Source organism: Bifidobacterium sp. LH_413 (assembly GCF_056357015.1).
This window is the reverse complement of sequence record NZ_JBKEVK010000008.1, coordinates 58,658-79,723: the sequence shown is the minus strand read 5'-3', so window position 1 is coordinate 79,723 and position 21,066 is coordinate 58,658. Positions and strand designations below refer to the sequence as shown.

The window sequence follows — 21,066 nt, the reverse complement described above, 5'->3', positions numbered from 1 at the left end:
CGGCGGGTCCGGCGATCCCGCAACGGTGGAAGGGCCGGATCATCGTCCGTCGCCGCGCGCTACAGTCGCGTACATGGGAATCATCGGGAACGATGCGCGCATGCCGCGCACGGAACAGGTCGCCGACCGCGTCGTCGCCGTCGACGAGAGCGGATCGACGAACACGCTCGCGCGCGAGCTGGTCGCGTCGGGGGAACTTGCGGGGAACGTCGCCGGGGTCGGCGTGGGTGGTTCCGCCGCATCGGATCGCCCATACGTCGCCGTCGTCGCGGCCGACCGGCAGACTGCCGGGCGCGGTCGTCTCGACCACACGTGGCAGAGCGCGCCGGGTGAGTCGTCCACCGTGTCGTACGTCGTGACCGTGCCGCGCGCGCTCGCCGTCGACGAGACGGTGAACGGCTGGCTGCAGATGACCGCCGGCCTCGCCACGCTCGACGGCATCCGCGCCGCGCTCGCCGAAACCGGCGCGAAACCGCGACATGACGCGGCCGCCGACCGTCTCGGACTCAAATGGCCGAACGACATCTTCGCCGGCGGACTGAAACTCGGCGGCATCCTCGCCGAACTCGTGCCGTTGCCGGAAACGGTCGCGTCGGGAGGCGGGCCGTCGGTGGAAGCGCCCGACGATGCCGGCCGCGTCGCCATCGTCTTCGGCGTCGGACTGAACCTCGCCGTGCCCGCCGACCGGCTGCCCACGCCGCAGGCCACGTCGCTGCAACTGCACTACGCGCCATTGCCGTCGGGGGAGGGGGTGCGCGACCGGATCGCCGCCGGGACCGTTGTCGCATTGCGCCGCCGTCTCGCCGCGTTCGCCGCCGGGCCACGCGACGCGGCGGCGGCGTTGCGGCGCGAGACGGCTGGCGTGTGCGTCACGCTCGGACGCCGCGCCGTCGCGCATTTCACCGACGGAAGCTCGCTGGAAGGCGAGGCCATCGCGCTGAACGACGACGCGTCGCTCACGATCCGCGACGACGCCGGCGTGACGCACATCGTGCGCACCGCCGACGTCGGCGTGCTGCCCGCGTGACGTGTGACGCCGCCCGGCGGTGGGACGATTGCGGAGGTTCCGGTCGCGGCATCGCCGGCGACACGACGGTGCCGCGCGGGTTGTGCGTCGCGCGGCCTTGTGTATAATGGCACGAGTTGTTTTATCGGAGTGATTCGATGAGACGATGCGCGGATGTAGCTCAATGGTAGAGCCTCAGTCTTCCAAACTGATTACGCGGGTTCGATTCCCGTCATCCGCTCCACTAAGAGCCGGCGGGATTCCGCCGGCTTTCTGCGTTGTGAGGGGTGCATTCGAACTGTTCCGAATGCGTATCTTTGTTGCGAGGGGTACCTGATTCCGGATATCCCGGGTACGTGTGGCTTTATATCGGGGTTCATACTCGGGAAACTGGTCTGGAGGCACCCCTCGTAAGCCAGATGGATGTCCGTGACGCGTTCTTCTCCGGCGGCTTGCAGTATCGTGGACGGAAGAAAAACGGCGCGCGCCGTGGTCGGGCGCGACGGATGTGAAGGAACGACGGCAAGCGAGGCGGTATATGGCGGACGAGAGCGAATGCAACGAGGCCACCGAGATCGTGGACGGCAGGGTCGAGACGGTCGAGGTGTCGAAGCATCCGGAGGCGACGATTCCCGAGACCGACCTGTCGCTCGCGGACATCGAACGCGGACGCTCCCACCCCGTGCGCTGGGCCGTGTACGCCGTGGCCGTGCTCGTCGCGATCATCGCGCCGTACTGGTACGGGCGCGCGCTCGCCGTCAACGACACCGCGTGGCTGACCGCGCACCTCGACGAGTTCACGCCGCAGGGCATGACGTTCCTCTCGTGGACGGTCACCCTGACGGCCATCGCCATGCTGGGCGTCGCGATCGTCGACTCCGGGCGGTGGATCTGGCGCATCCTGTTCGTGATCGGGCTCGCCGCCGAACAGTTCGTCGCCGGCGTGGCGCTGCTCAGGCTTGACTTCTGGTATTCGACGTACGTCGTGTACGGCGAATCGGCGACCGTCGCGAACGCGGCCAACCTCGGCATCATCGCCGCCGGATTCGGCGTGGCCGTGTTCGCCGTGATTTGGGTGGGGCTGCTCGTCGTCATCAGGAAGGAGTCGCCGCTCAACGTGCTCACGCGCAGCTGGGCGTCGTTCATCCTGTTCTTCGTGATCGAGGTGGCGGCGCTGCTCGTCGTCATGTTCGGCGGGCTGCTCTCCACCGTCGCCGCGTGATTCGTGGCCGTGAGAGGCGCGGACGGGCGGGGCGCGTTCGCCCTGCGCGTGACACGCACGTCCGCGCCGTGTCCTATAGTTTCCATTTGGCGTAAATCGCCCGCGGATAGAGAGCGCTCCACGCACCGAGCATGGGGCACCGCGCAACGACCATAAGGAGGATGCCGTGGCACTTACGGCTGAAGAGAAGTCCCAGATCATCAACGAGTTCGCGACGCACGAGGGCGACACCGGCTCCCCGGAGGTCCAGGTCGCGCTGCTCTCCAAGCGCATCTCCGACCTGACCGAGCACCTGAAGAAGCACCAGCACGACCACCACTCCCGTCGCGGCATGCAGATGATGATCGGTGACCGTCGCTCCCTGCTCGACTACCTCAAGCGCAACGACATCAACCGTTACCGTGCGCTGATCGAGAAGCTTGGTCTGCGTCGATAGTACAGACTTCCGCCCGGGCGCCTTACGGCGTTCGGGCGTTTTACATACGCCTGCCAAACGGCAACACAACCGAAGAGGGGACGGATTCGAGAGGACGGGCCGCAAGGTGCGGCCGGCGAGAGAATCCGGTTTACGAATCGTGAGTTGACACGAGGGCGCGGCCGGGGGTCGCGCATGGCGACGGCGGGAGGCCCGATCGGAGGTCCGATCGGATGGGGCCGCGCCGCCGGAACGAAAGCGAATGTAAGAGCCTGGCCCGGCTGAAGAAGGGCCGCATGGTTGTAGGAAAAGACAAGACAAAGGAGGAACCCTGATGGAGGGTCCCGAAATCAAGGCCGCAGAGGCCATCATCGACAATGGGTCGTTCGGCAAGCGCACGCTGCGCTTCGAGACCGGCCGTCTCGCCCAGCAGGCTGACGGCGCCGTCGCCGCCTACCTGGACGACGACACCATGGTGCTGAGCACCACCACCGCCGGCAACAGTCCGAAGGAGAACTACGACTTCTTCCCGCTGACCGTCGACGTCGAGGAGAAGATGTACGCCGCCGGCAAGATCCCCGGCTCCTTCTTCCGCCGCGAAGGCCGCCCGTCCAACGACGCGATCCTGGCCTGCCGCATCATCGACCGCCCGCTGCGCCCGCTGTTCCCGCACACGCTGCGCAACGAGGTGCAGGTCGTCGAGACGATCCTGTCCGTCAACCCGGACGACGCGTACGACGTGGTCGCCCTCAACGCGGCCTCCGCCTCCACCATGATCTCCGGCCTGCCGTTCTCCGGCCCGGTCTCCGGCGTGCGCCTGGCCCTCATCGACGGCCAGTGGGTCGCCTTCCCGACCTGGTCCGAGCGTGAGCGCGCCGTGTTCGAGATCGTGGTCGCCGGCCGCGTGATCGACAACGGCGACGTCGCGATCGCCATGATCGAGGCGGGCGCCGGCAAGAACGCCTGGCACCTCATCTACGACGAGGGCCAGACCAAGCCGGACGAGACCGTCGTGGCCGAAGGCCTCGAAGCCGCCAAGCCGTTCATCAAGGTCATCTGCGAGGCCCAGAACGAGCTCAAGGCCGCCGCGGCGAAGGAGACCCGCGAGTTCCCGCTGTTCCCGGAGTACACCGAGGACCTCTACAACCGCATCGACGAGATCGCCCACCAGGATCTCAACGAGGCGCTGACCATCGCGGAGAAGCTGCCGCGTCAGGAGCGCATCCACGAGATCAAGGAGCACGTGCGCGAGATCCTCGCCAACGAGTTCACCGACATGGACGACGCCGAGAAGGACAAGGAACTCGGCAACGCGTTCAAGGAGCTGCAGCGCCAGATCGTGCGCCGCCGCATCCTCACCGAGGACTACCGCATCGACGGCCGTGGCCTCAAGGACATCCGCACCCTGTCCGCTGAGGTGGACATCGTGCCGCGCGTCCACGGCTCCGCCCTCTTCCAGCGCGGCGAGACCCAGATCCTGGGCGTCACCACGCTGAACATGCTCAAGATGGAGCAGCAGCTCGACTCCCTGTCCGGCCCGCAGTCGAAGCGCTACATGCACAACTACGAGATGCCGCCGTACTCCACCGGCGAGACCGGCCGCGTCGGCTCCCCGAAGCGCCGCGAGATCGGCCATGGCGCCCTCGCCGAGAAGGCCCTCGTGCCGGTGCTGCCGAGCCGCGAGGAGTTCCCGTACGCGATCCGTCAGGTCTCCGAGGCCATCGGCTCCAACGGCTCCACCTCCATGGGCTCCGTGTGCGCCTCCACCCTGTCGCTGCTTGCGGCGGGCGTGCCGCTGAAGGCCCCGGTCGCGGGCATCGCGATGGGCCTGGTCTCCGGCGACGTCGACGGCCAGCACATCTACAAGACCCTGACCGACATCCTGGGCGCCGAGGACGCGTTCGGCGACATGGACTTCAAGGTGGCCGGCACCTCCGAGTTCATCACCGCCCTGCAACTCGACACCAAGCTGGACGGCATCCCGGCCGACATCCTCGCCGCCGCGCTGCAGCAGGCGAAGGACGCCCGCACCACGATCCTCGAGGTCATCAACGAGTGCATCGACGGCCCGGCCGAGATGAGCGAGTTCGCCCCGCGCATCATCACCACCTCCGTCCCGGTCGAGAAGATCGGCGAGGTCATCGGCCCGAAGGGCAAGATGATCAACCAGATCCAGGAGGACACCGGCGCCGAGATCGCGATCGAGGACGACGGCACCGTCTTCATCTCCTCCGAAGGCGGCGAGGCCGCCGAGAAGGCGAAGCAGATCATCGACTCCATCGCCAACCCGCATGTGCCGGAAGCCGGCGAGACCTACAACGGCAAGGTCGTCAAGACCACGTCGTTCGGCGCGTTCGTGAACCTCACGCCGGGCACCGACGGCCTGCTGCACATCTCCCAGATCCGCAACCTCACCAACGGCGAGCGCATCGACCAGGTCGAGGACGTGCTCAAGGAGGGCGACACCGTCGAGGTCGTCGTCCAGGGCGTGGACGACCGCGGCAAGATCTCCCTCGCGATCCCCGGCTTCGAGGATCAGGAGAACAACGCGCGTCGCGGCGGCGACCGTCCGGCCCGCGGCGAGCGCGACGACCGTCGCGGCTCCCGCGGTCCGCGTCGTGACCGTGACGACCGTCGCGACCGTGACGACGATTTCGACGATCGTCCGCGTCGTCGCCGTTCCGACGACCGTGACGACCGTCGCGATGATCGTGATTACGATGATCGTCCGCGTCGCCGTCGCGCCGACCGCGACTACGACGATCGCGATCGTGATTACGATGATCGTCCGCGTCGTCGCCGTTCCGACCGCGACTACGATGACCGCGACGACCGTCGCGTCTCCCGCGCCGACCGTGATGACGATCGTCCGCGTCGTCGTCGTTCCGATCGTGACGACGACCGTCGCTCCGACCGTGACGACCGTCGCGGCGGCCGCGGCCGTGGCGGCTACGACCGCAACCCGCGCTACGCGACCGACGAGAACTACGACGAGTACCACGCGGACCGCATCGAGCGCACCGAGCGCCCGCGCCGCCGCGTCCGTCGCGACTTCGATCCGTTCGAGGACTGATTCGGACCGATCGGACTGTGGTCGCTGGTTCTCTCTCGGCCCCCTCTGACGAGGGGGCTGTCAGACGAAGTCTGACTGGGGGAGAGACCTGAACGCAAAACGAGGGGTGGATGCCGACCCATATGTGGACCGGCATCCACCCCTCGTTTGTTCTCCCGCGTATATCGACCGCGCTACAGCCCGGCCTCGGCGAGGGCGTGGTCGATGTCGCGGATGAGGTCATCGGTGTCTTCGAGGCCCACGGCCAGGCGGAAGAATCCGCGATGGAACTCCTCCGGGTACAGGTACTGACGTTCGTCGTCCTCGCCGAGGAACACGATGAGGCTTTCGTCATGGCCGAGCGAGACGGCGGACGTGATTACGTTGAGCTTGCTGACGAACCGGTTGTGCCCGTCATGGTCGGTGTCGAGCCCGAACGAGAGGACGCCGCCGAAGCCCGCGTCCGGGCGGGCGAGCTGACGCGCCGCCACGTCGTGGTGCGGATGCGATTCGAGTCCCGGGTAGGCGACGAACCGCACCTGCGGCAGGCTTTCCAGATGCTTCGCGATGGCCAGCGCGGACGCGTTGTGCTGGCGCATGCGCAACGGCAGCGTGACGGATCCGCGGTTGATGAGCCACGCGTTGAACGGCGAGATGATGCCGCCGTAGTTCACCTGGTAGGTGAAGCGGATCTGGTCGGTGAGCTCCTTGCGGGTGGCGATGGCGCCGCCGAGCGCGTCGCCGTGTCCGTTGATGTATTTGGTGAGGCTTTCGATGACGATGTCCGCGCCGAGGTCGGCGGGGCGCACGTTGAACGGCGAGTTGAACGTGTTGTCGACGGACAGCAGCGCGCCGGCGTCGTGCGCGAGCTTGGCCACCGCCTCGATGTCCGTGACCTTGAGGGTCGGGTTGGCGGGCGTCTCGATGTGCACGAGCTTCGTGTTCGGGCGGATCGCGCGTTCGATGTTCCGCGGATCGGACGTGTCGACGATCGACGTCTCGATGCCGTACTTCTCCGGCAGGATCTGGTTGAGCAAACGGTAGGCGGCGATGTACGTCGTGTCGGAGAAGATCGCGTGGTCGCCGCGGCTCAGCAGCGTGGTGAACGTGGCGGCGAGGGCGGCGACGCCGGAAGCGAGCACGACCGCGTCCTCGGTGCCTTCCAGGTTCGCGAGCTTCGCCTCCAGATAACGCTGGTTCGGATGGCCGTTGCGCGTGTACAGGTTCACGTCGGAGCTGGACCAGTTGATGTCGGAGGGGTCGTAGGGCAGCGCGTAGGCGTTCGCCAGCGTAATCGGGCGGCGGATCGCGCCGGTCTCGGCGTCGACCCCGTTGCCGAGGTGGATGGATTTGGTCGCGAACCCGAGGGGCGTGCCGTCGAAGGATTCGCCATGATGTACGAGATCTGAGGTCATGGTTTCGGTTTACCAGCCGCGCGTCTCCCGCGCGAGTGCGCGTGGTCGGCGGGAATCCGCGGAATCGCAGGGGTTGATAGCCGCCCATAGGAAGAACCGTGCCCGATTGCGGTGCTCGCGCTTCTCCACGCGGGAATCCCTCGCGCTCCGGGCCCATGGTGCGGCGAAAACCCCATGGTGCGGTGAACCGCTCATGGTGCGGTGGTGGGTGTTGATATTCCGCCGTTATGGAGATTATGTGTTGCCGCACCATGGGAATGTGGTCGGCTGCGACACGCCGGCGGGGTGGGAGACGGTGGGTATGTACCGGTTTGTTGCGGGGCGTGGAAGAATGGGTGCAAGCGGTTACGGATGATCGCGGACGATTACGGAACGCGGGGCGCGTGGGTGCGGCCGTGTTCCCCCGAGCGAAGGAGCGGGCCATGGGCGGTGCGGCGGTGGCGATAGTGATTGTGGTGGTGATTCTGGCGGTCGTCATCGGACTGGTCGCGTGGACGATCGCCGTCTATAACGGTCTCGTGCAGTTGCGCAACCGGGTCGGCAACGGTTGGGCGCAGATCGACGTGCAGCTGAAGCAGCGCGCCGACCTCATCCCGAACCTCGTCGAAACGGTGAAGGGGTATGCGGCGCACGAGTCCGGCGTGCTCACGCAGGTGACGGCCGCCCGCGCCGGCGCGATGGCCGCCGCGGCTCCGGGCGCCACGATCGCCCAACGTGCCGCCGCCGAGAACCAGCTGTCGCGCGCGTTGCTCAACCTTACGGCCACGGCCGAGGCGTACCCGCAGTTGCAAGCCAACCAGAACTTCGTGAACCTCCAGAACCAGCTGCAGGCGCTCGAGCAGAAGATCGCATACGCGCGCCAGTTCTACAACGACGTGGTGATGAAGTACAACACGCGCATCGAGACCGTGCCGAGCAACATCATCGCGGGGCTCTTCCACTTCACGCAGGCGCAGTACTTCGCCGCCGACGAGGCGAGCCGCGCCGTGCCGCAGGTGAGGTTCTGACCGGCGACCGTACGGAACGGGGCGACAAGCTCGTGAAAGGAGGTGGACGACGATGCGCAGACGACTGATCAACGCCGTGTTCGGCGCGCTGATCGCCACGGCCGTCCTCGTGGGCATCCTCGTCATCAGCCATGTCGGCGGCGTCGACGGTGCGACGATGAGCTACCGGACCATCGACTACACGGCCGTCGCCACCGCCGACGGCGATCTCAAGGTCACCGAACACCTCGACTACAAGCTCAAGGTGCGCGAGGACGAGGACGGCCACACCAAACGCTGGAAGCAGCTCTACTGGCAGTACACGCTCGACCCGGAAAAGCTCACCGACATCACGGACATCAGCGTGCGCAACGCCACCACCGGCGAGACCTACACGCGCATCGAACCGCGGAACCCCGACCTCGTCGGCGACGGTACGTGGGACATCGAATACGCGAACCACTGGTACATCGCCGACGTGACCGACGGCGCCGACGACCCGCAGCCCTACGAACCCGGTGAGGACGGGCTCGCCACCGGCTACGGCGCGCCCAAGACCATCGAGATTGGCTGGAACATCCCCGCCGTCAAGGAGACCGACAGTCTGAGATTCGACGTCTCGTTCACCATGCACGACGTCGCCACGAAACACCCGGACGTCACCACCTTCCAATGGGAGCCCATCGAAACCAGCAACCAGGTGCCCGCCGGCGTCATCACCGGCGTGGTGCGGTTCCCCGAAGGCGTCACGAAAGCCGACGCATGGAGCTGGCTGCACACCGAAAGCGTCAGCGGGACCAATACGGACGCCGAAGGGCGCACCGACGACGGCACCCTCCGCTTCACCGTCCACGACCTCAAGGCCGGCGGCTATATCAACGTCGTCGCCGCCTACGATTCCGAGCATGCCGGCACCGTGAAACGCTCCGATCCCCATATCAGGCTCGCCCGGCTCAAAGCGGACGAGAAAGCCAAGGAGCAGGCATGGCGGGACCGGCAACGCGGCGCCGCCCGACTCCGCCTCGCCACATGGGCGGGCCTCGCGCTCGCGGCCGTCACGCTCATCGCATGGGCGCTCGCCGCCGTGTTCCGCACACGCCGGCTCGCCGGCTACCACGGTCCCATCGAATACTGGCGCGATCCGCCCGGCATCAGCCCGGCCTGCGCCGCCCGCCTCATCGACGCGGTCGACACGCCCCCGTCCGGCAAGACGGGGAAGACCGACGACCGTGCGCTCGCCGCGACCGTGATGGCGCTCGCCGTGAAGAAGGCCATCGCCATCTACCCCGGTTCCGCCGACCTGTACCGCGGCATCGATCTGAGCCGGGCGGACGCGGTCGGCATCTCCCGCATGATCGGCGCCGACCTGGGCAGGATCAACGCCGCGCGCTCCACCAGCACCATCGTCATCCTGCCCGCCGCACTCGGCGCGGGACGCCCGGGGCTCGGCCTGTGCCGCTCCGAATCCGCCTGCCTGGACCTGCTCATCGCCATCTCCTACCGCGTGGGAAGCCCGGTGTTCGACCTCATGCAGATGCGCGCCGCCTGCAGGAAATGGAAGGACGGCTACAAGCCGCTCGGCGGGTTCGCCGCAGCCACGGAAAGCGAGTTCATCCTGCTCGACGCCACCCGGTCGACGGTTCCCAGCTACGCGACGCCCGGCATCCTCCTCGTGCTTCTCGGCTGCGCGCTGCTCGTCACCCCGGTCCTCACCTCGAACATCGCCGTGCAGCTGTGCGTGGGCGCCCCGTCGTTCTTCACCGGCGTGTTCACGTTCCTGGCCAGCGCGCCCCTCACGCTCACCGCGCGCGGCCAGGACCTCGGCGGCAGATGCCTGGGGCTCAAACGCTATATGGAGGATTTCTCCGACTTCACCGACCGCGGCGCGGCCGACCTGGCCCTATGGGACTGGTACATGGTGTACGCGGCAGCGTTCGGCATCTCCCGGCGCATGGTGGCCGAACTCGCCAAGGCATACCCCGAGGTCGCCGACCCCGATTGGCTCGACGCGAACGGTTCCGGCTCCCTCTGGTATTGGAGCTACCGTCCGTACCGGTGGCGGAGCCGCCATGACGGTGCGGACACGTCCGGCACGTCCGGTTCCCCCATCGGCGCGGACGGATTCGGCGGGCCGGGCTCCGGCGGCTTCATGTTCGGCGGCGACTCGTTCGCGGCCGGTCTGGGCGACATCGGTTCGCAGCTGAGCTCCGGATTCGCGTCCGTCTCCTCCACGATCTCGGCCGCGGCGCCGTCCTCCGACGGCGGTTTCGGCGGGAGCGGCGGTGGAAGCGGTTTCGGCGGAGGCGGCGGCGGGTCGGGCGGCGGCTCCTCCGGCGGCCGCTGACCCGCGGAACGCCGCGACGTGATGCGCAGCGACGGGATGCCGCGGGATATGAACGGATGCGACGGGACACGCCGTACCGGTGGGATGATGGCGTACGGGCATGGAATCTCGAAGATCGGGGGCGACGGGACATGGCGACACGACATGGCAGGACGATGCGGCGGTCCGTCGGAAGACGGATCGGCGGCGCGCTGGTCGGCGGCCTCATCGTCGGGGCCTTGGTCTTCGCCGTGATGTTCGCATCCGTCCACTTCGCCGTCCGGACCTCGCCGATCGGCTACCGCAGTCTCGACTACGAGATGGCGGTGCAACCCAACGGCGACCTCAAGGTCACGCAGCACATCGACGTGAGGCTCGACAAGCGCGACGGCGACGCTCCGTGGAGACAGCTCTTCCAACGCTACGAGATCAACAGTTTCGATCTGACGGACATCACCGACATCTCCGTGCGCGACGCCGACACCGGCCAGACGTACACGCAGGAGGATCCGATCTCGCCGACCGACGTTTCCGCCGACGCCCGATGGGACCGCTACCACGCCGGGCGCTGGTACATCGCCGACACGGACGCCCCATGGACGGACACGGGCCCGCAGCCGTACACGCCCGGCCGCGACGGGCTCCCCATCTACGACGACCCCACGGAGTATCAGGACTACGCCAAGGTGCACGGACTCGACGACTCGCCGACCAAGACCGTGGAGATCGGATGGAACATCCCCACCACCGTGAAGGCGCGCAGCATGCGCTTCGACGTGACGATGACCCTCGTGGGCGCCGCCACCCTCTACCAGGACGTCGCGTCCTTCCAATGGGAGCCGATATCCATCGACAACACGATCCCCATCGGCACGGTGACCGGAACCATACGCTTCCCCGAAGGCGCCCGCGCGTCGGATTCATGGGGGTGGCTCCACTCCGCGGGAGTCTCGGAGATGTCGCGCGACACGGACGGAACCCTGCGGTTCGCCGTGCGCAACGTGAAGGCCGGGCGGTCTCTCGACATGGTCGTCGCCTACGACGCCGACGTGACCCGGGACACCTCCCACGGCACGCGCGGCAGCCAATACAGCCCGGCCGGCACCTGGATACGGCACGATGACTGGGCGCAGCTGCCCTCGCTCAAACGGGAGGAGCGCGAGCGGGAACGGCAATGGCACGACCGTCAGCGGCGCGCGGCGACGACATGGGGCGTGGTCGCGGCGATCGGCGCGGCGCTCGCCATCGTCATGACGGCGTTCGCGCTGCGCGCGCTGCTCCGTTCGCTTCATCCCATGCCCGGCGAATCCGGCGGACCCGATGACACCACCGCGCCGGACCTCACGTATGTGCATGAGCCGCCGGATATCAGTCCGATCGGCGCCGCACGCATCGCGGAGATCCTCGGGCTGCCGGGGAAGGGCATGCCCGAAGGGCGTCGCCTGGCGGCCACCATCCTCGACCTCGCGCGCAGGGAAGCGATCGAACTCCGCACCGGTCCGGCGCAGGCCGTGACCATCACGATCCCATCGCCGCGCCGGGAGCGTCACGACGGACCGCACCTGCGCCCGTACGAAGACAAGGCGCTGCTCCTGCTGGAAGGCGTCGCCGGACGTCTGGACCGTGACACGTTCGACCTGGACGAGATGCGCGCCCTCTGCCGTACCTGGAAGGACGGATCCGGACTGCTCGACGACTACGAGCGGGCCTGCAGGCGCGAATGCCGACGTCTCGGCGCTTCGGAACGTTCCGGGCGGATCGTCGGCGCGCTCGCCGCCGTCACCGGACTGTACGGCGTGGTCGCGGCGATCGTCGCCTGGAACGTCACCGGCGATCCTGCATCGGCGGCCATGTTCGTCGTCCCGTCGATCGCGATTGCCGTCGCCGCGGTGACGATCTGTCCCGACGAGACCCTCACCCGCAAGGGGCGGCGGTACGCCCGCCGGGTGTACGGGCTCTACCGCTATCTGGAGGATTCCGGCGGTTCCGCCGATCGTGACTCCGCCGATCGTGACTCCACCGATGCGGCGTTCCGGGACCGTCTGCTCGTGTACGCGACGGCCATGGGAGTCTCCGGCAAGGTGATGCACGGGTTCGCCGGGGCGTCCGGGGCCATCGGCGGCATCGGCGCGCAGCTGCGCGATCAGCTCGCCCAGGTAGCCGTCGCGATCTGGGCGGCGTCATCGACGGCGTCATCATCATCGGCGTCATCCGGCAGTGGTTCCGGCAGTGGTTCCGATGGCACCGGAAGCGACGTCGGCGGGTTCGACGGCGGGTTCGACGGGACGGACGGCGGTTCCGGCGGCGGATCGTTCGGAGGCCGGTGAGATCCACGGTGAAATCCACGCGGATGCCTACGCTGGAACCGGCATGACGCGCGTCCGCCGCCTCACGGCCAACGCGAGAACGTGGGCGTGACGGGCGCGACGACGACCAGCCAAGACGGGAACGCAAGGAAGGAGCGCACCATGGCGCTGTACCGCAATCTGGGACCATTCTCCACCACCGCGATCGGCCACGGCGAGATGCCGCTGACCATCGAGAACAATCGCGGGCACGAGGTCGGCATCGAGACACTGCACGCTTCGCTCGACGCCGGCTGCCGCCACATCGACACCGCGTGGGCCTACTACACGCCCGGCGAGGAGGAGCAGACCGGCGAAAAGCTCGTGCGCGAGGCGCTCGCCACGTGGAAGGGGCCGAAGAGCGAGGTGACCGTCGCCACGAAGATCGGTCTGCGCCGCGCATGGGAGGGCGACAAGCCGGTCTGGCCGCGCGACGGCAGGCCGGAGCATCTCATCGAGTATGGCAAGCAATCGGCGATGGCGCTCGGCGTCGACACCATCGACCTGCTCTACCTGCACCGCCACGATCCGGAGGTGCCGTACAACGAGTCCATCGAGGCTCTCAAGCAGCTCGTCGACGAAGGCGTGGCCTGCGTGGCAGGCGTGTCCAACGCGTCGATCGAACAGATCGACATCGCACGCTCGATCCTCGGCGACAAGCTCGTCGCCGTGCAGAACCAGTACTCGCCGATCCACCTGGAGACGCAGGACACGCTCGACTACTGCGCGAAGCTGGGCCTCGCGTTCGTGTGCTGGAGTCCGCTCGGCGGCTACCGCCACCCGTACGACGAATCCAAGTTCGACCCGTTCCGCGAGGTCGCGGCCGCGCACGGCGTGAGCTACCAGCAGGTCACGCTCGCGTGGGAGCTCGCCAAGGGCGACCACATGTTCGTCATCCCCGGTGCCCACCGCCCCGAGACGATCCTCGACTCCCTCAAGGCCGACCAGCTCGAACTCACTCCGGACGAGATGGCCAAGCTCGGCTGATTCCCGGCCTCACACCAATCCGGCCAACACCTGCGCCGCCCCGGCGAACTCCTCCGGGGTGGTGTAGGCGTAGCTCAGGCGCAGGGCGTTGTCGCCCTCGAAATCGTAGATGTCGCCCGGATTGAGCAGCACGCCGCGCTCGGCGGCCTGCTGGAACAGCCGTCCCATGCGCACCGGCTCATCGAACGTGAGCCAGATGTAGAACCCGCCGTGCGGCACGTTCCAATGCGCGCGCCCGGCGAACAGCCGTTCCAGCGTCTCCAGCGCCGCGTCGCGCCGGCGGCGCAGTTCGGCGCGCAGACGCCCCAGATACTCCGTGTACAGTCCGCTTGTCAGGAACCGTGCGAACACCCATTGGCTGAGCGTGCTCGCGCCGTAATCCATCTGCATCTTCACGTCCGCGAGCCGGTGCACGATCCGCTCGTCGGCCACGATCCATCCGATGCGCAATCCCGGCGCGAGCGATTTCGACGCGCTGCCCAGCGTGATCACCATGCCCGTCCCGTCATAGGATTTGAGCGCGCGCGGCGTGGACCCTTCGAAGACGAGATCCTGATACGCGCAATCCTCGATGATCGGCAGCCGATGCGCCACGCACGCGTCGATAAGCGCGCGTCGGCGCTCCTCGGGCATCGTCACGCCGGTCGGATTGTGGTTCGTGGGAATCGTATAGAGGACGGCGTCGCCGGCGCGCTCGTCGCGTTTCGCCATCCGCTGAGGTCCGGCTGGCGCATCCGTCTCCGTCGCGGCGGACAACAGTCCGTCCAGCGCGTCCACGTCGAGACCGTCGCCGTCCATCGACATGCCGGCGAGCCGCATGCCCGCCGACTGGAACACCTGCAGCGACTTGATGTAGCTCGGCGCCTCCGCGTAGACGGTCGATCCGGCGGACAGCAGGCTCACCGAGATCATCTGCAATCCCTGCAATGCTCCCGAGGAGACGAGCACCTGTCCGGGGCTGCAGTCGACGCCCCAGTCGCGCATGTGCGCGGCGATCGCCTCCCGCAGCACGTCCAGACCCTCCGGCGGCGGGTAGCCGAGCGCGTCGATCTCGGCGGCCGCCTCGCCGGCCACGTGCCGCCACATGTCGCGCGGGAAGAGCCGTGGGTCGATCTCACCGGTGCCCAGGCGCGTCTTCGTGCGGTCGAATTCGAGCCGGTTGATGGTCTGGATGGTCGCGTTGTTCGCCTTGAAGAATCCGGATGAGACGTAGTCCGCCCAGTCGGGCGCGCCGGGCAGCATCAGCGACCACGTGTTGCTCGCGATGCGCGTGCCGGCCCCGTGCCTGCCTTCGACGATGCCGTAGTCGGCGAGTTCCTGGACGGCCGCGATGATGGTGGACCGGTTCACACCGAACGATTCGGCCAACGCGCGCTGACTGGGCAGCCTCGCGCCGATCGGCCACGCGCCGGAGGCGATGCGCCCGCACATGTAGTCGACGATCTGCTCGGTGACGGGCGTGGGACTCGTGCGGTCCGGGGCCCAGTCGATGTCGAGCGGCGTGGTACGCGGCATATGCGGCTCCTTGGTGGCTTGTCGGGTGTGGATGTTCCTCCTTGCCTCCCTCTGACGAGGGAGGTGGCATCGCGCAGCGATGACGGAGGGAGAGACCCCGGCCGTGGGCCGGTGGGGGAGGTGGATTCCGCGCCCCCTTCAGGGGGAGCTGGCGGCCGCAGGCCGGCTGAGGGGGTGTTTGGTTGGGTGGTAAATGCTTGCCTTGGCTGGTTGCCAAGTGTAATCGGTTGCGTAGGATATGGCAACGGCATTGGAATGGTGCGGATTGCATGGCATGTGATTCGCCTATGGCTGGTTGGCTGAACTGTGTTTGGCTGGTTTTGGCTGGGTGTGGATTGCCCAGCCAAAACCAAAAAGCCGGTTGAGGGGCTGCCGTGACTACCCCTCAGACGGCCTGCGGCCGCCAGCTCCCCTGACAGGGGGAGCCGAGAAACGGGTGGAACCGTGCGTAATGCGGGTACCGGCCACTGGCTCCCTGACAAGGGGAGCCGAGGGACGGGTGGAACCGCGCGTGACGCGGGTGCCGGCCGAGGGAACGAGGAGCGAGGATGGGACTGTATATTCAAGGGCTCACGATGGGATTGGCGTACATCGCGCCGATCGGCATGCAGAACCTGTTCGTCATCAATTCGGCGTTGACGCGCACGCGCCGCAACGCGCTCGTCACCGCGCTCATCGTCATCTGCTTCGACATGGCGCTGAGCCTGTCCTGTTTCTTCGGCGTGGGCGCGCTCATGCAGGCGCACCCGTGGCTGGAGAACATCGTGCTCGGTCTCGGCGGGCTCGTCGTCATCCGCATCGGCCTCGGCCTCGTCCTCCCCAAGCGTCGCACTACCGAACGCACCGCCGTCTCCGCTCCCGCCGGCGGGAGCTCCCGCGAAGCGGGCGGGGACGGTCCCGCCACGGACGATCCGGCCGCGTCCCGGTCCGCGGCACGTCCAGCCGCCCATCTCGGCGCACGCGGACTCATCGACACGATCGGCACCGCCTGCGCGGTCACCTGGTTCAACCCGCAGGCCATCATCGACGGCACGCTGATGCTCGGCGCGTTCGCCGCCACGCTGCACGCCGGCCAGACCACCCCGTTCATCACCGGCGTGGAGACCGCCTCCGTGCTGTGGTTCCTCGGCGTCACGCTCGTCGTCAACGCGTTCGCCCACAAGTTCAGCCCGAAGATCATCGATATCCTCAACCGCGTGTGCGGCGGCGTCATCGCCCTCTATGGCGTCAAACTTCTCGTCGACTTCGCCCTCGCCGTCCTCTGACGCCGCCCTCGCGTCCGCCCCGATCCGTCTCCCAGCGGGCCGCTACACTGTTGGGGTGATGAATACGAATGGCAACAACCCCCTGCGCATGCGCCGCAAGCCCGAAGTGCTCGCCCCGGCCGGCAACCTGCGCGGACTCAAGACCGCCGTCGACTACGGCGCGGACGCCGTCTACTGCGGCGGCAAGGCGTTCGGCATGCGCAGCGCCCCCAGGAACCTCAGCCTCGAGGACTTCGAGGAGGGCGCTCGCTACGCGCACGAACGCGGCAGCCGCGTCTACGTGACGCTCAACGTGCTGCCCCGCAACGCCGAGGTCGAGGCGATGCGCGACTACATCGGCCAGTTGAAGGACACCGGCATCGACGCGATGATCGTCACCGACATCGGCGTGATGATGATGGCCCACCAGATCGCCCCCGACGTCGAGCTGCACGTCTCCACCCAGGCCGGCGTCACCAACTACGGCGCCGCGCAGGCGCTCTACGAGTTCGGCGCTCGCCGCGTCGTGCTCGCCCGCGAGATGGACCTGCAGGCCGTGCGCGACATCCGCGCGCGCATCCCCGACGACATGGACATCGAATGTTTCGTGCACGGCGCGATGTGCATGGCGTTCTCCGGCCGCTGTCTGTTCTCCAACTACCTGACCGGCCGCGACGGCAACCACGGCGAGTGCGCGCAGCCCTGCCGCTGGAAGTACTCGATCGTCGAGGAGAAGCGCCCCGGACAGTACTTCCCGATCGAACAGACCGAAGAGGGCGCATACCTGTTCAACTCGCAGGACATGTGCATGCTCGACCACATCGACGATCTCATCGACTCCGGCGCGACGAGCCTCAAGATCGAAGGCCGCTCGAAATCCGCGTACTACATCGCCGCGATGACCAACGCGTACAAGACCGCCGTCGACGCATACATGGTCCAGCGCGGCTTCGAAACCGCGGACGGCACCGTGCTCAAGCCGTTCCGCGACCGCGTGATCCGCCCCGACGACCCCGATTTCGCGGACGTCGCCGACGACACAATCGAGAGGAACGCCGACCGCGCGTTCGCCGGCGTGCCCGGCGAGCCGCCGGCCGAAGGCGACGCCGAAACCGCCGCCCCGGCGGCAGGCACGGCCGCCCCGGCGAAGACCGAGGACGCGGCCGCACGCTCCGCCGGCGGCGCGCAGCTCGACCAGCTGAGCTACAAGGCCCGCTCCGCGCGCCGCAAGTCGAACACGCGCGAGGAGGTGCTGCCGGAAGGCTGGCATCACGCGAAATGCCGTCCCGCGCCGCACGTCGAACTGCCCGGCTGGCTGCTCGACGAACCCGACAAGGTCGCCCACCGCGACTACTCCACCGGCTTCTACTATCCCGAGCACAAGGTGACGCAGAACACCAACCGCTCCGCCTACTTCCGCGCGTGGATGGTCGTCGGCGAAGTGCTCTCGTGGAGCCCGGAACGCGGCGGCCGCGTGACCATCATGAGCCGCAACAAGATCGAACCCGGCCAGGAGGTCGAATTCCTGCTGCCCGGCGAGAAGCCGCTCGCCTACACGGTGCCCGGCAGCGGACTTGAGGACGCGGACGGCGTGCCGGTCGCCGCGATCAACAACCCGGCGCACGTGTTCTCGCTGCCCTGCCCACACGAGGTGCCCGAGAACGCGGCCATCCGCTCGCGCACGAAGAAGCCCACACTGAAGGCTGAATGACCCCCTCAGTCGCTTTGCGACAGCTCCCCCTGAAAGGGGGCGCAAAGACAACGTAAGGAACAAGAATCATGAGTGAAATCGACGAGACGATCCTCGACTCGAACCAGATCAGCTCCACCGACAAGGCGGGCCGCCCGATCCCCGTCACCATTCCGATCGCGCTCGCGCCCGGCGTGACCGTCGTCTACACGACGCGTCTCGGAGGCCTGTCGACCGGCGACTTCGGCAATCTCAACCTGGGCGGCAAGTCCGGCGACGACCCGGAGGCCGTCCTGTCGAACCGCATCGCGCTCGCCGAGGCGGTCGGCGCGCGCCTCTCGCTCGTCTCGCAGGTCCACTCCGGCAAGGCCGTCGACGTGGACGAGGCGTTCGAGATCAACACGCCGTTCGGCTTCGACGTCTCCGGCACGCGCACCGGCGCGGCCGCCGCCGAGGCGACCGGCGAGCCGACCGAACCGACCACGCCGACCGAGCCTACCGCCGAGGCGGCCGATGCCGCGCCGCACGTCGTCGAGGCCGACGGCCAGGTCACCGCACAGACCGGCGTCGCGCTCGGCATGTTCGCCGCCGACTGCCTGCCCGTGCTGTTCGCCGACCCCGTGAGCGGCGTGATCGGCGCCGCCCACTGCGGCCGTCGCGGCCTCGAACGCGGCGTCATCCAGTCGACCGTCGACCTGATGGCCGCCAAGGGCGCGAAACCGGAGAACATCGTCGCCACGCTCGGCCCGTGCATCTGCGGCGACTGCTACGAGGTGGGCGACGAGATCGCCGACACGTTCGTCAAGCGCTTCCCGCTCACCAAGACCGAGACGCGCTTCGGCGGCGCCGGCATCGACATCGCCGAGGCCGCGCGCATCGACCTCGCGTTCGCCGGCGTGCACCGCATCGTCGATTCGATGCCGCGCATCCACGCCGCCACCGAATACCTGGAGGAGGACGCCGAACTCGCCGAACTGTGCCGCACCGACGGCGAGGGCCCGGCCGAGTTGTCCGCGCGCATCGCGGCCATCCGCCACAGCATGTGCACGCTCGAGAATCCGCTGTGGTACTCGCATCGCCGCGCCGCGAAGGCCGGCAAGCGTCATGAGGGCCGTCTCCTCGCGCTCATCGTGCGCCACTGAGACGTCGCCCCGCATAACGCTCGCCCCGCGTCCGGCGGATATTCCGTGCAGATGCGCGTGTGATTTCCGTCACCGTGCCGGGGCGCGTTCTACGGTGGAGGCATTATGACCGTAAGAGAGAACATGAACCAGTCCGCGCCCGTCGTGGCGGTGGTGCTCGCCGCCGGATTCGGCACGCGATTCGACCCCGACAACCCCAAGCAGCTCGTCTCCGTCGGCGGCAAGCCGATCGTGTGCTGGAGCATCGAGGCGTTCGAGCGGTGCGCGCGCGTCACCGATATCGTCGTCGTCGTCAACCCGAAGGTGCGCGACGAGGTGGAGCGGCTCATCGGCGAGGCCGCCTACGGCAAGGTGCGCGTCGTCATCGACGGCGGCGAGGAGCGTGTCGACAGCACGGCCGCCGCGCTCGACATGCTCGCCGCGGCCGGCATCCCCGACGAGGCGAAGATCCTCATCCACGACGCGGTGCGCCCGTTCGTCTCGCAGGAGTCGATCGACGGCTCGATCGACGCGCTCGACGAGTTCCGCGCCGCGACCGTCGCGTTCGCGTCCACCGACACCGTGCTGCTCACGCGCGACCTCGGCGACCGCAAGGTCGTCGCGAGCGTGCCGGACCGTCCGGACACGTACCGCGCGCAGACGCCGCAGTCGTTCCGTTTCGCGACGATCCGCCACGCCTACGAGCTGGCCGCCGCCGACCCGGACTTCCACCCGACCGACGACACGCGCGTCGTCGTCGACTACATGCCCGACGAGCCGGTCGCGATCGTCGCCGGCAGCGAGACGAACCTCAAGATCACGACGCTCGCCGACATCCCCGTCGCCGAGCGCATCGCCGCCGACCTCACGCACCACATGACGCGCGAGGAGGCGAAGGCGCGCATGCACGCCATGTTCGCCGGCGCCGCCGCCCAGATGCACCGCCGCTGAGCGCGCGTCGCGCGTCGCGGCGTCGCGGCGGCGGTGCGCGTGCGCGACCGGCCGGCCGCGGACGGGTACACTGGGTGCCATGCAACAGCTCAGTGTCGTGATCTCCGGCTTCGACCACTATGACGACGTCCGCGTCAACCCGTCCTACGAGGTGCCGAAACTGCTCGCCGAACGCGGCGTCGACGGGCTCGACGACGTGGAACTCAGCATCCGCGCGGTGAGCCTGCCCGTCAGCTTCGCCAAGGCGTGGCCCACGCTGCTCGCCGCCATCGAGGAGGCGAAGCCGAACATCGTCATCGCCACCGGGCTCAAGCACGCGGCACGCGGCGTGATGATGGAGCGTTGCGCGACCAATCTCATGGACGCCGCCAAGCCGGACGCCGACAACGTGGCGCCGCGGCGCAGGCCGATCGATCCGGACGGTCCCGCCGCCTACTGGACGCGACTGCCGCTGCGCGCGATCATCGCCGATTTCGCGCACGACGGCATCCCCGCGACGCTGAGCTCCGACGCTGGCACGTTCGTGTGCAATTCGCTGTTCTACAACCTGCTCAACTGGGCGCACGGGCAGGAGCGCGTGCTCGCCGGATTCGTGAGCTTCCCGCTCGTCAACGAGTCGCCCCACCCGCAGCATGGCCTGCCGTTGCGCCAGCTCGTCGCCGCCGGCGGCGACGTGGTGCGCGAGACGGTGCGCTACTATCGCCGGCCCAGTTCCAAGGAGATCCTCATCGCGTGACGCGCGCATGGTGCGTGCGCGCGTGACGTGCGTGACGTGCGCGGTTGCGTGACGCGCC

Annotated in this window: 15 protein-coding genes and 1 tRNA gene; 14 read left to right on the top strand and 2 right to left on the bottom strand. The window is 68.0% G+C overall.

Going from position 1 to position 21,066, the window contains the following annotated elements; genetic code table 11:
• Nucleotides 1-100: 100 nt before the first annotated feature.
• The 5 genes from AC1AYN_RS10110 to AC1AYN_RS10090 all read left to right on the top strand — a co-directional run bounded on the left by AC1AYN_RS10110 (nucleotide 101) and on the right by AC1AYN_RS10090 (nucleotide 5,716).
• A complete protein-coding gene (locus AC1AYN_RS10110) occupies nucleotides 101-1,027 on the top strand; it encodes a biotin--[acetyl-CoA-carboxylase] ligase (RefSeq protein ID WP_476533102.1) in 927 nt (308 codons plus the stop codon).
• A gap of 149 nt (nucleotides 1,028-1,176) precedes the next feature.
• Nucleotides 1,177-1,250: transfer RNA gene (locus AC1AYN_RS10105), tRNA-Gly, on the top strand.
• A 294-nt stretch (nucleotides 1,251-1,544) separates the two neighbouring features.
• Nucleotides 1,545-2,228 (top strand): hypothetical protein, encoded by a 684-nt coding sequence (locus AC1AYN_RS10100; RefSeq protein WP_476533101.1) that lies wholly within the window; start codon nucleotides 1,545-1,547, stop codon nucleotides 2,226-2,228.
• Nucleotides 2,229-2,394: 166 nt separating this feature from the next.
• Complete coding sequence (gene rpsO / locus AC1AYN_RS10095) at nucleotides 2,395-2,664, top strand: 30S ribosomal protein S15 (protein ID WP_034527929.1); 270 nt, start codon at nucleotides 2,395-2,397, stop codon at nucleotides 2,662-2,664.
• A 313-nt stretch (nucleotides 2,665-2,977) separates the two neighbouring features.
• The gene (locus AC1AYN_RS10090) at nucleotides 2,978-5,716 is read left to right on the top strand and encodes a polyribonucleotide nucleotidyltransferase (RefSeq protein WP_476533100.1); all 2,739 of its coding nucleotides are present in this window, start codon (nucleotides 2,978-2,980) and stop codon (nucleotides 5,714-5,716) included.
• A 173-nt stretch (nucleotides 5,717-5,889) separates the two neighbouring features.
• Here the strand turns inward: AC1AYN_RS10090 and AC1AYN_RS10085 are convergent, their stop codons facing one another.
• Nucleotides 5,890-7,110 (bottom strand): trans-sulfuration enzyme family protein, encoded by a 1,221-nt coding sequence (locus AC1AYN_RS10085; protein WP_476533099.1) that lies wholly within the window; start codon nucleotides 7,108-7,110, stop codon nucleotides 5,890-5,892.
• A 422-nt stretch (nucleotides 7,111-7,532) separates the two neighbouring features.
• On the opposite strand from AC1AYN_RS10085, the gene AC1AYN_RS10080 reads away from it, so the two are divergent.
• The 4 genes from AC1AYN_RS10080 to AC1AYN_RS10065 all read left to right on the top strand — a co-directional run bounded on the left by AC1AYN_RS10080 (nucleotide 7,533) and on the right by AC1AYN_RS10065 (nucleotide 13,751).
• The gene (locus AC1AYN_RS10080; protein ID WP_476533098.1) at nucleotides 7,533-8,117 is read left to right on the top strand and encodes a LemA family protein; all 585 of its coding nucleotides are present in this window, start codon (nucleotides 7,533-7,535) and stop codon (nucleotides 8,115-8,117) included.
• 52 nt (nucleotides 8,118-8,169) lie between these two features.
• Entirely contained in the window at nucleotides 8,170-10,440 is a 2,271-nt protein-coding gene (locus AC1AYN_RS10075) for a DUF2207 domain-containing protein (RefSeq protein ID WP_476533097.1), read from the top strand.
• Nucleotides 10,441-10,571: 131 nt separating this feature from the next.
• Nucleotides 10,572-12,746, top strand: a complete 2,175-nt coding sequence (locus AC1AYN_RS10070; protein WP_476533096.1) for a DUF2207 domain-containing protein — start codon at nucleotides 10,572-10,574, stop codon at nucleotides 12,744-12,746.
• A 141-nt stretch (nucleotides 12,747-12,887) separates the two neighbouring features.
• Entirely contained in the window at nucleotides 12,888-13,751 is an 864-nt protein-coding gene (locus AC1AYN_RS10065; RefSeq protein ID WP_476533095.1) for an aldo/keto reductase, read from the top strand.
• A gap of 9 nt (nucleotides 13,752-13,760) precedes the next feature.
• Here AC1AYN_RS10065 and AC1AYN_RS10060 read toward each other — a convergent pair whose 3' ends face one another.
• Nucleotides 13,761-15,266 carry an aminotransferase-like domain-containing protein gene (locus tag AC1AYN_RS10060; protein ID WP_476533094.1) on the bottom strand — a complete coding sequence of 502 codons (1,506 nt, stop codon included), beginning with the start codon at nucleotides 15,264-15,266 and terminating at the stop codon, nucleotides 13,761-13,763.
• 548 nt (nucleotides 15,267-15,814) lie between these two features.
• On the opposite strand from AC1AYN_RS10060, the gene AC1AYN_RS10055 reads away from it, so the two are divergent.
• The 5 genes from AC1AYN_RS10055 to AC1AYN_RS10035 all read left to right on the top strand — a co-directional run bounded on the left by AC1AYN_RS10055 (nucleotide 15,815) and on the right by AC1AYN_RS10035 (nucleotide 21,008).
• On the top strand, nucleotides 15,815-16,531 hold the full coding sequence (locus tag AC1AYN_RS10055) for a LysE/ArgO family amino acid transporter (RefSeq protein WP_476533093.1): 717 nt from the start codon (nucleotides 15,815-15,817) through the stop codon (nucleotides 16,529-16,531).
• 58 nt (nucleotides 16,532-16,589) lie between these two features.
• Nucleotides 16,590-18,221: a peptidase U32 family protein gene (locus AC1AYN_RS10050; RefSeq protein WP_476533092.1), complete on the top strand. Its 1,632-nt coding sequence runs from the start codon at nucleotides 16,590-16,592 to the stop codon at nucleotides 18,219-18,221.
• Nucleotides 18,222-18,289: 68 nt separating this feature from the next.
• On the top strand, nucleotides 18,290-19,342 hold the full coding sequence (locus AC1AYN_RS10045) for a purine nucleoside phosphorylase YfiH/LACC1 family protein (RefSeq protein WP_476533091.1): 1,053 nt from the start codon (nucleotides 18,290-18,292) through the stop codon (nucleotides 19,340-19,342).
• Between the two features lie 105 nt (nucleotides 19,343-19,447).
• Complete coding sequence (locus AC1AYN_RS10040; RefSeq protein ID WP_476533090.1) at nucleotides 19,448-20,272, top strand: IspD/TarI family cytidylyltransferase; 825 nt, start codon at nucleotides 19,448-19,450, stop codon at nucleotides 20,270-20,272.
• Nucleotides 20,273-20,351: 79 nt separating this feature from the next.
• On the top strand, nucleotides 20,352-21,008 hold the full coding sequence (locus tag AC1AYN_RS10035) for a pyroglutamyl-peptidase I (protein ID WP_476502846.1): 657 nt from the start codon (nucleotides 20,352-20,354) through the stop codon (nucleotides 21,006-21,008).
• The last annotated feature ends 58 nt before the right edge of the window (nucleotides 21,009-21,066 follow it).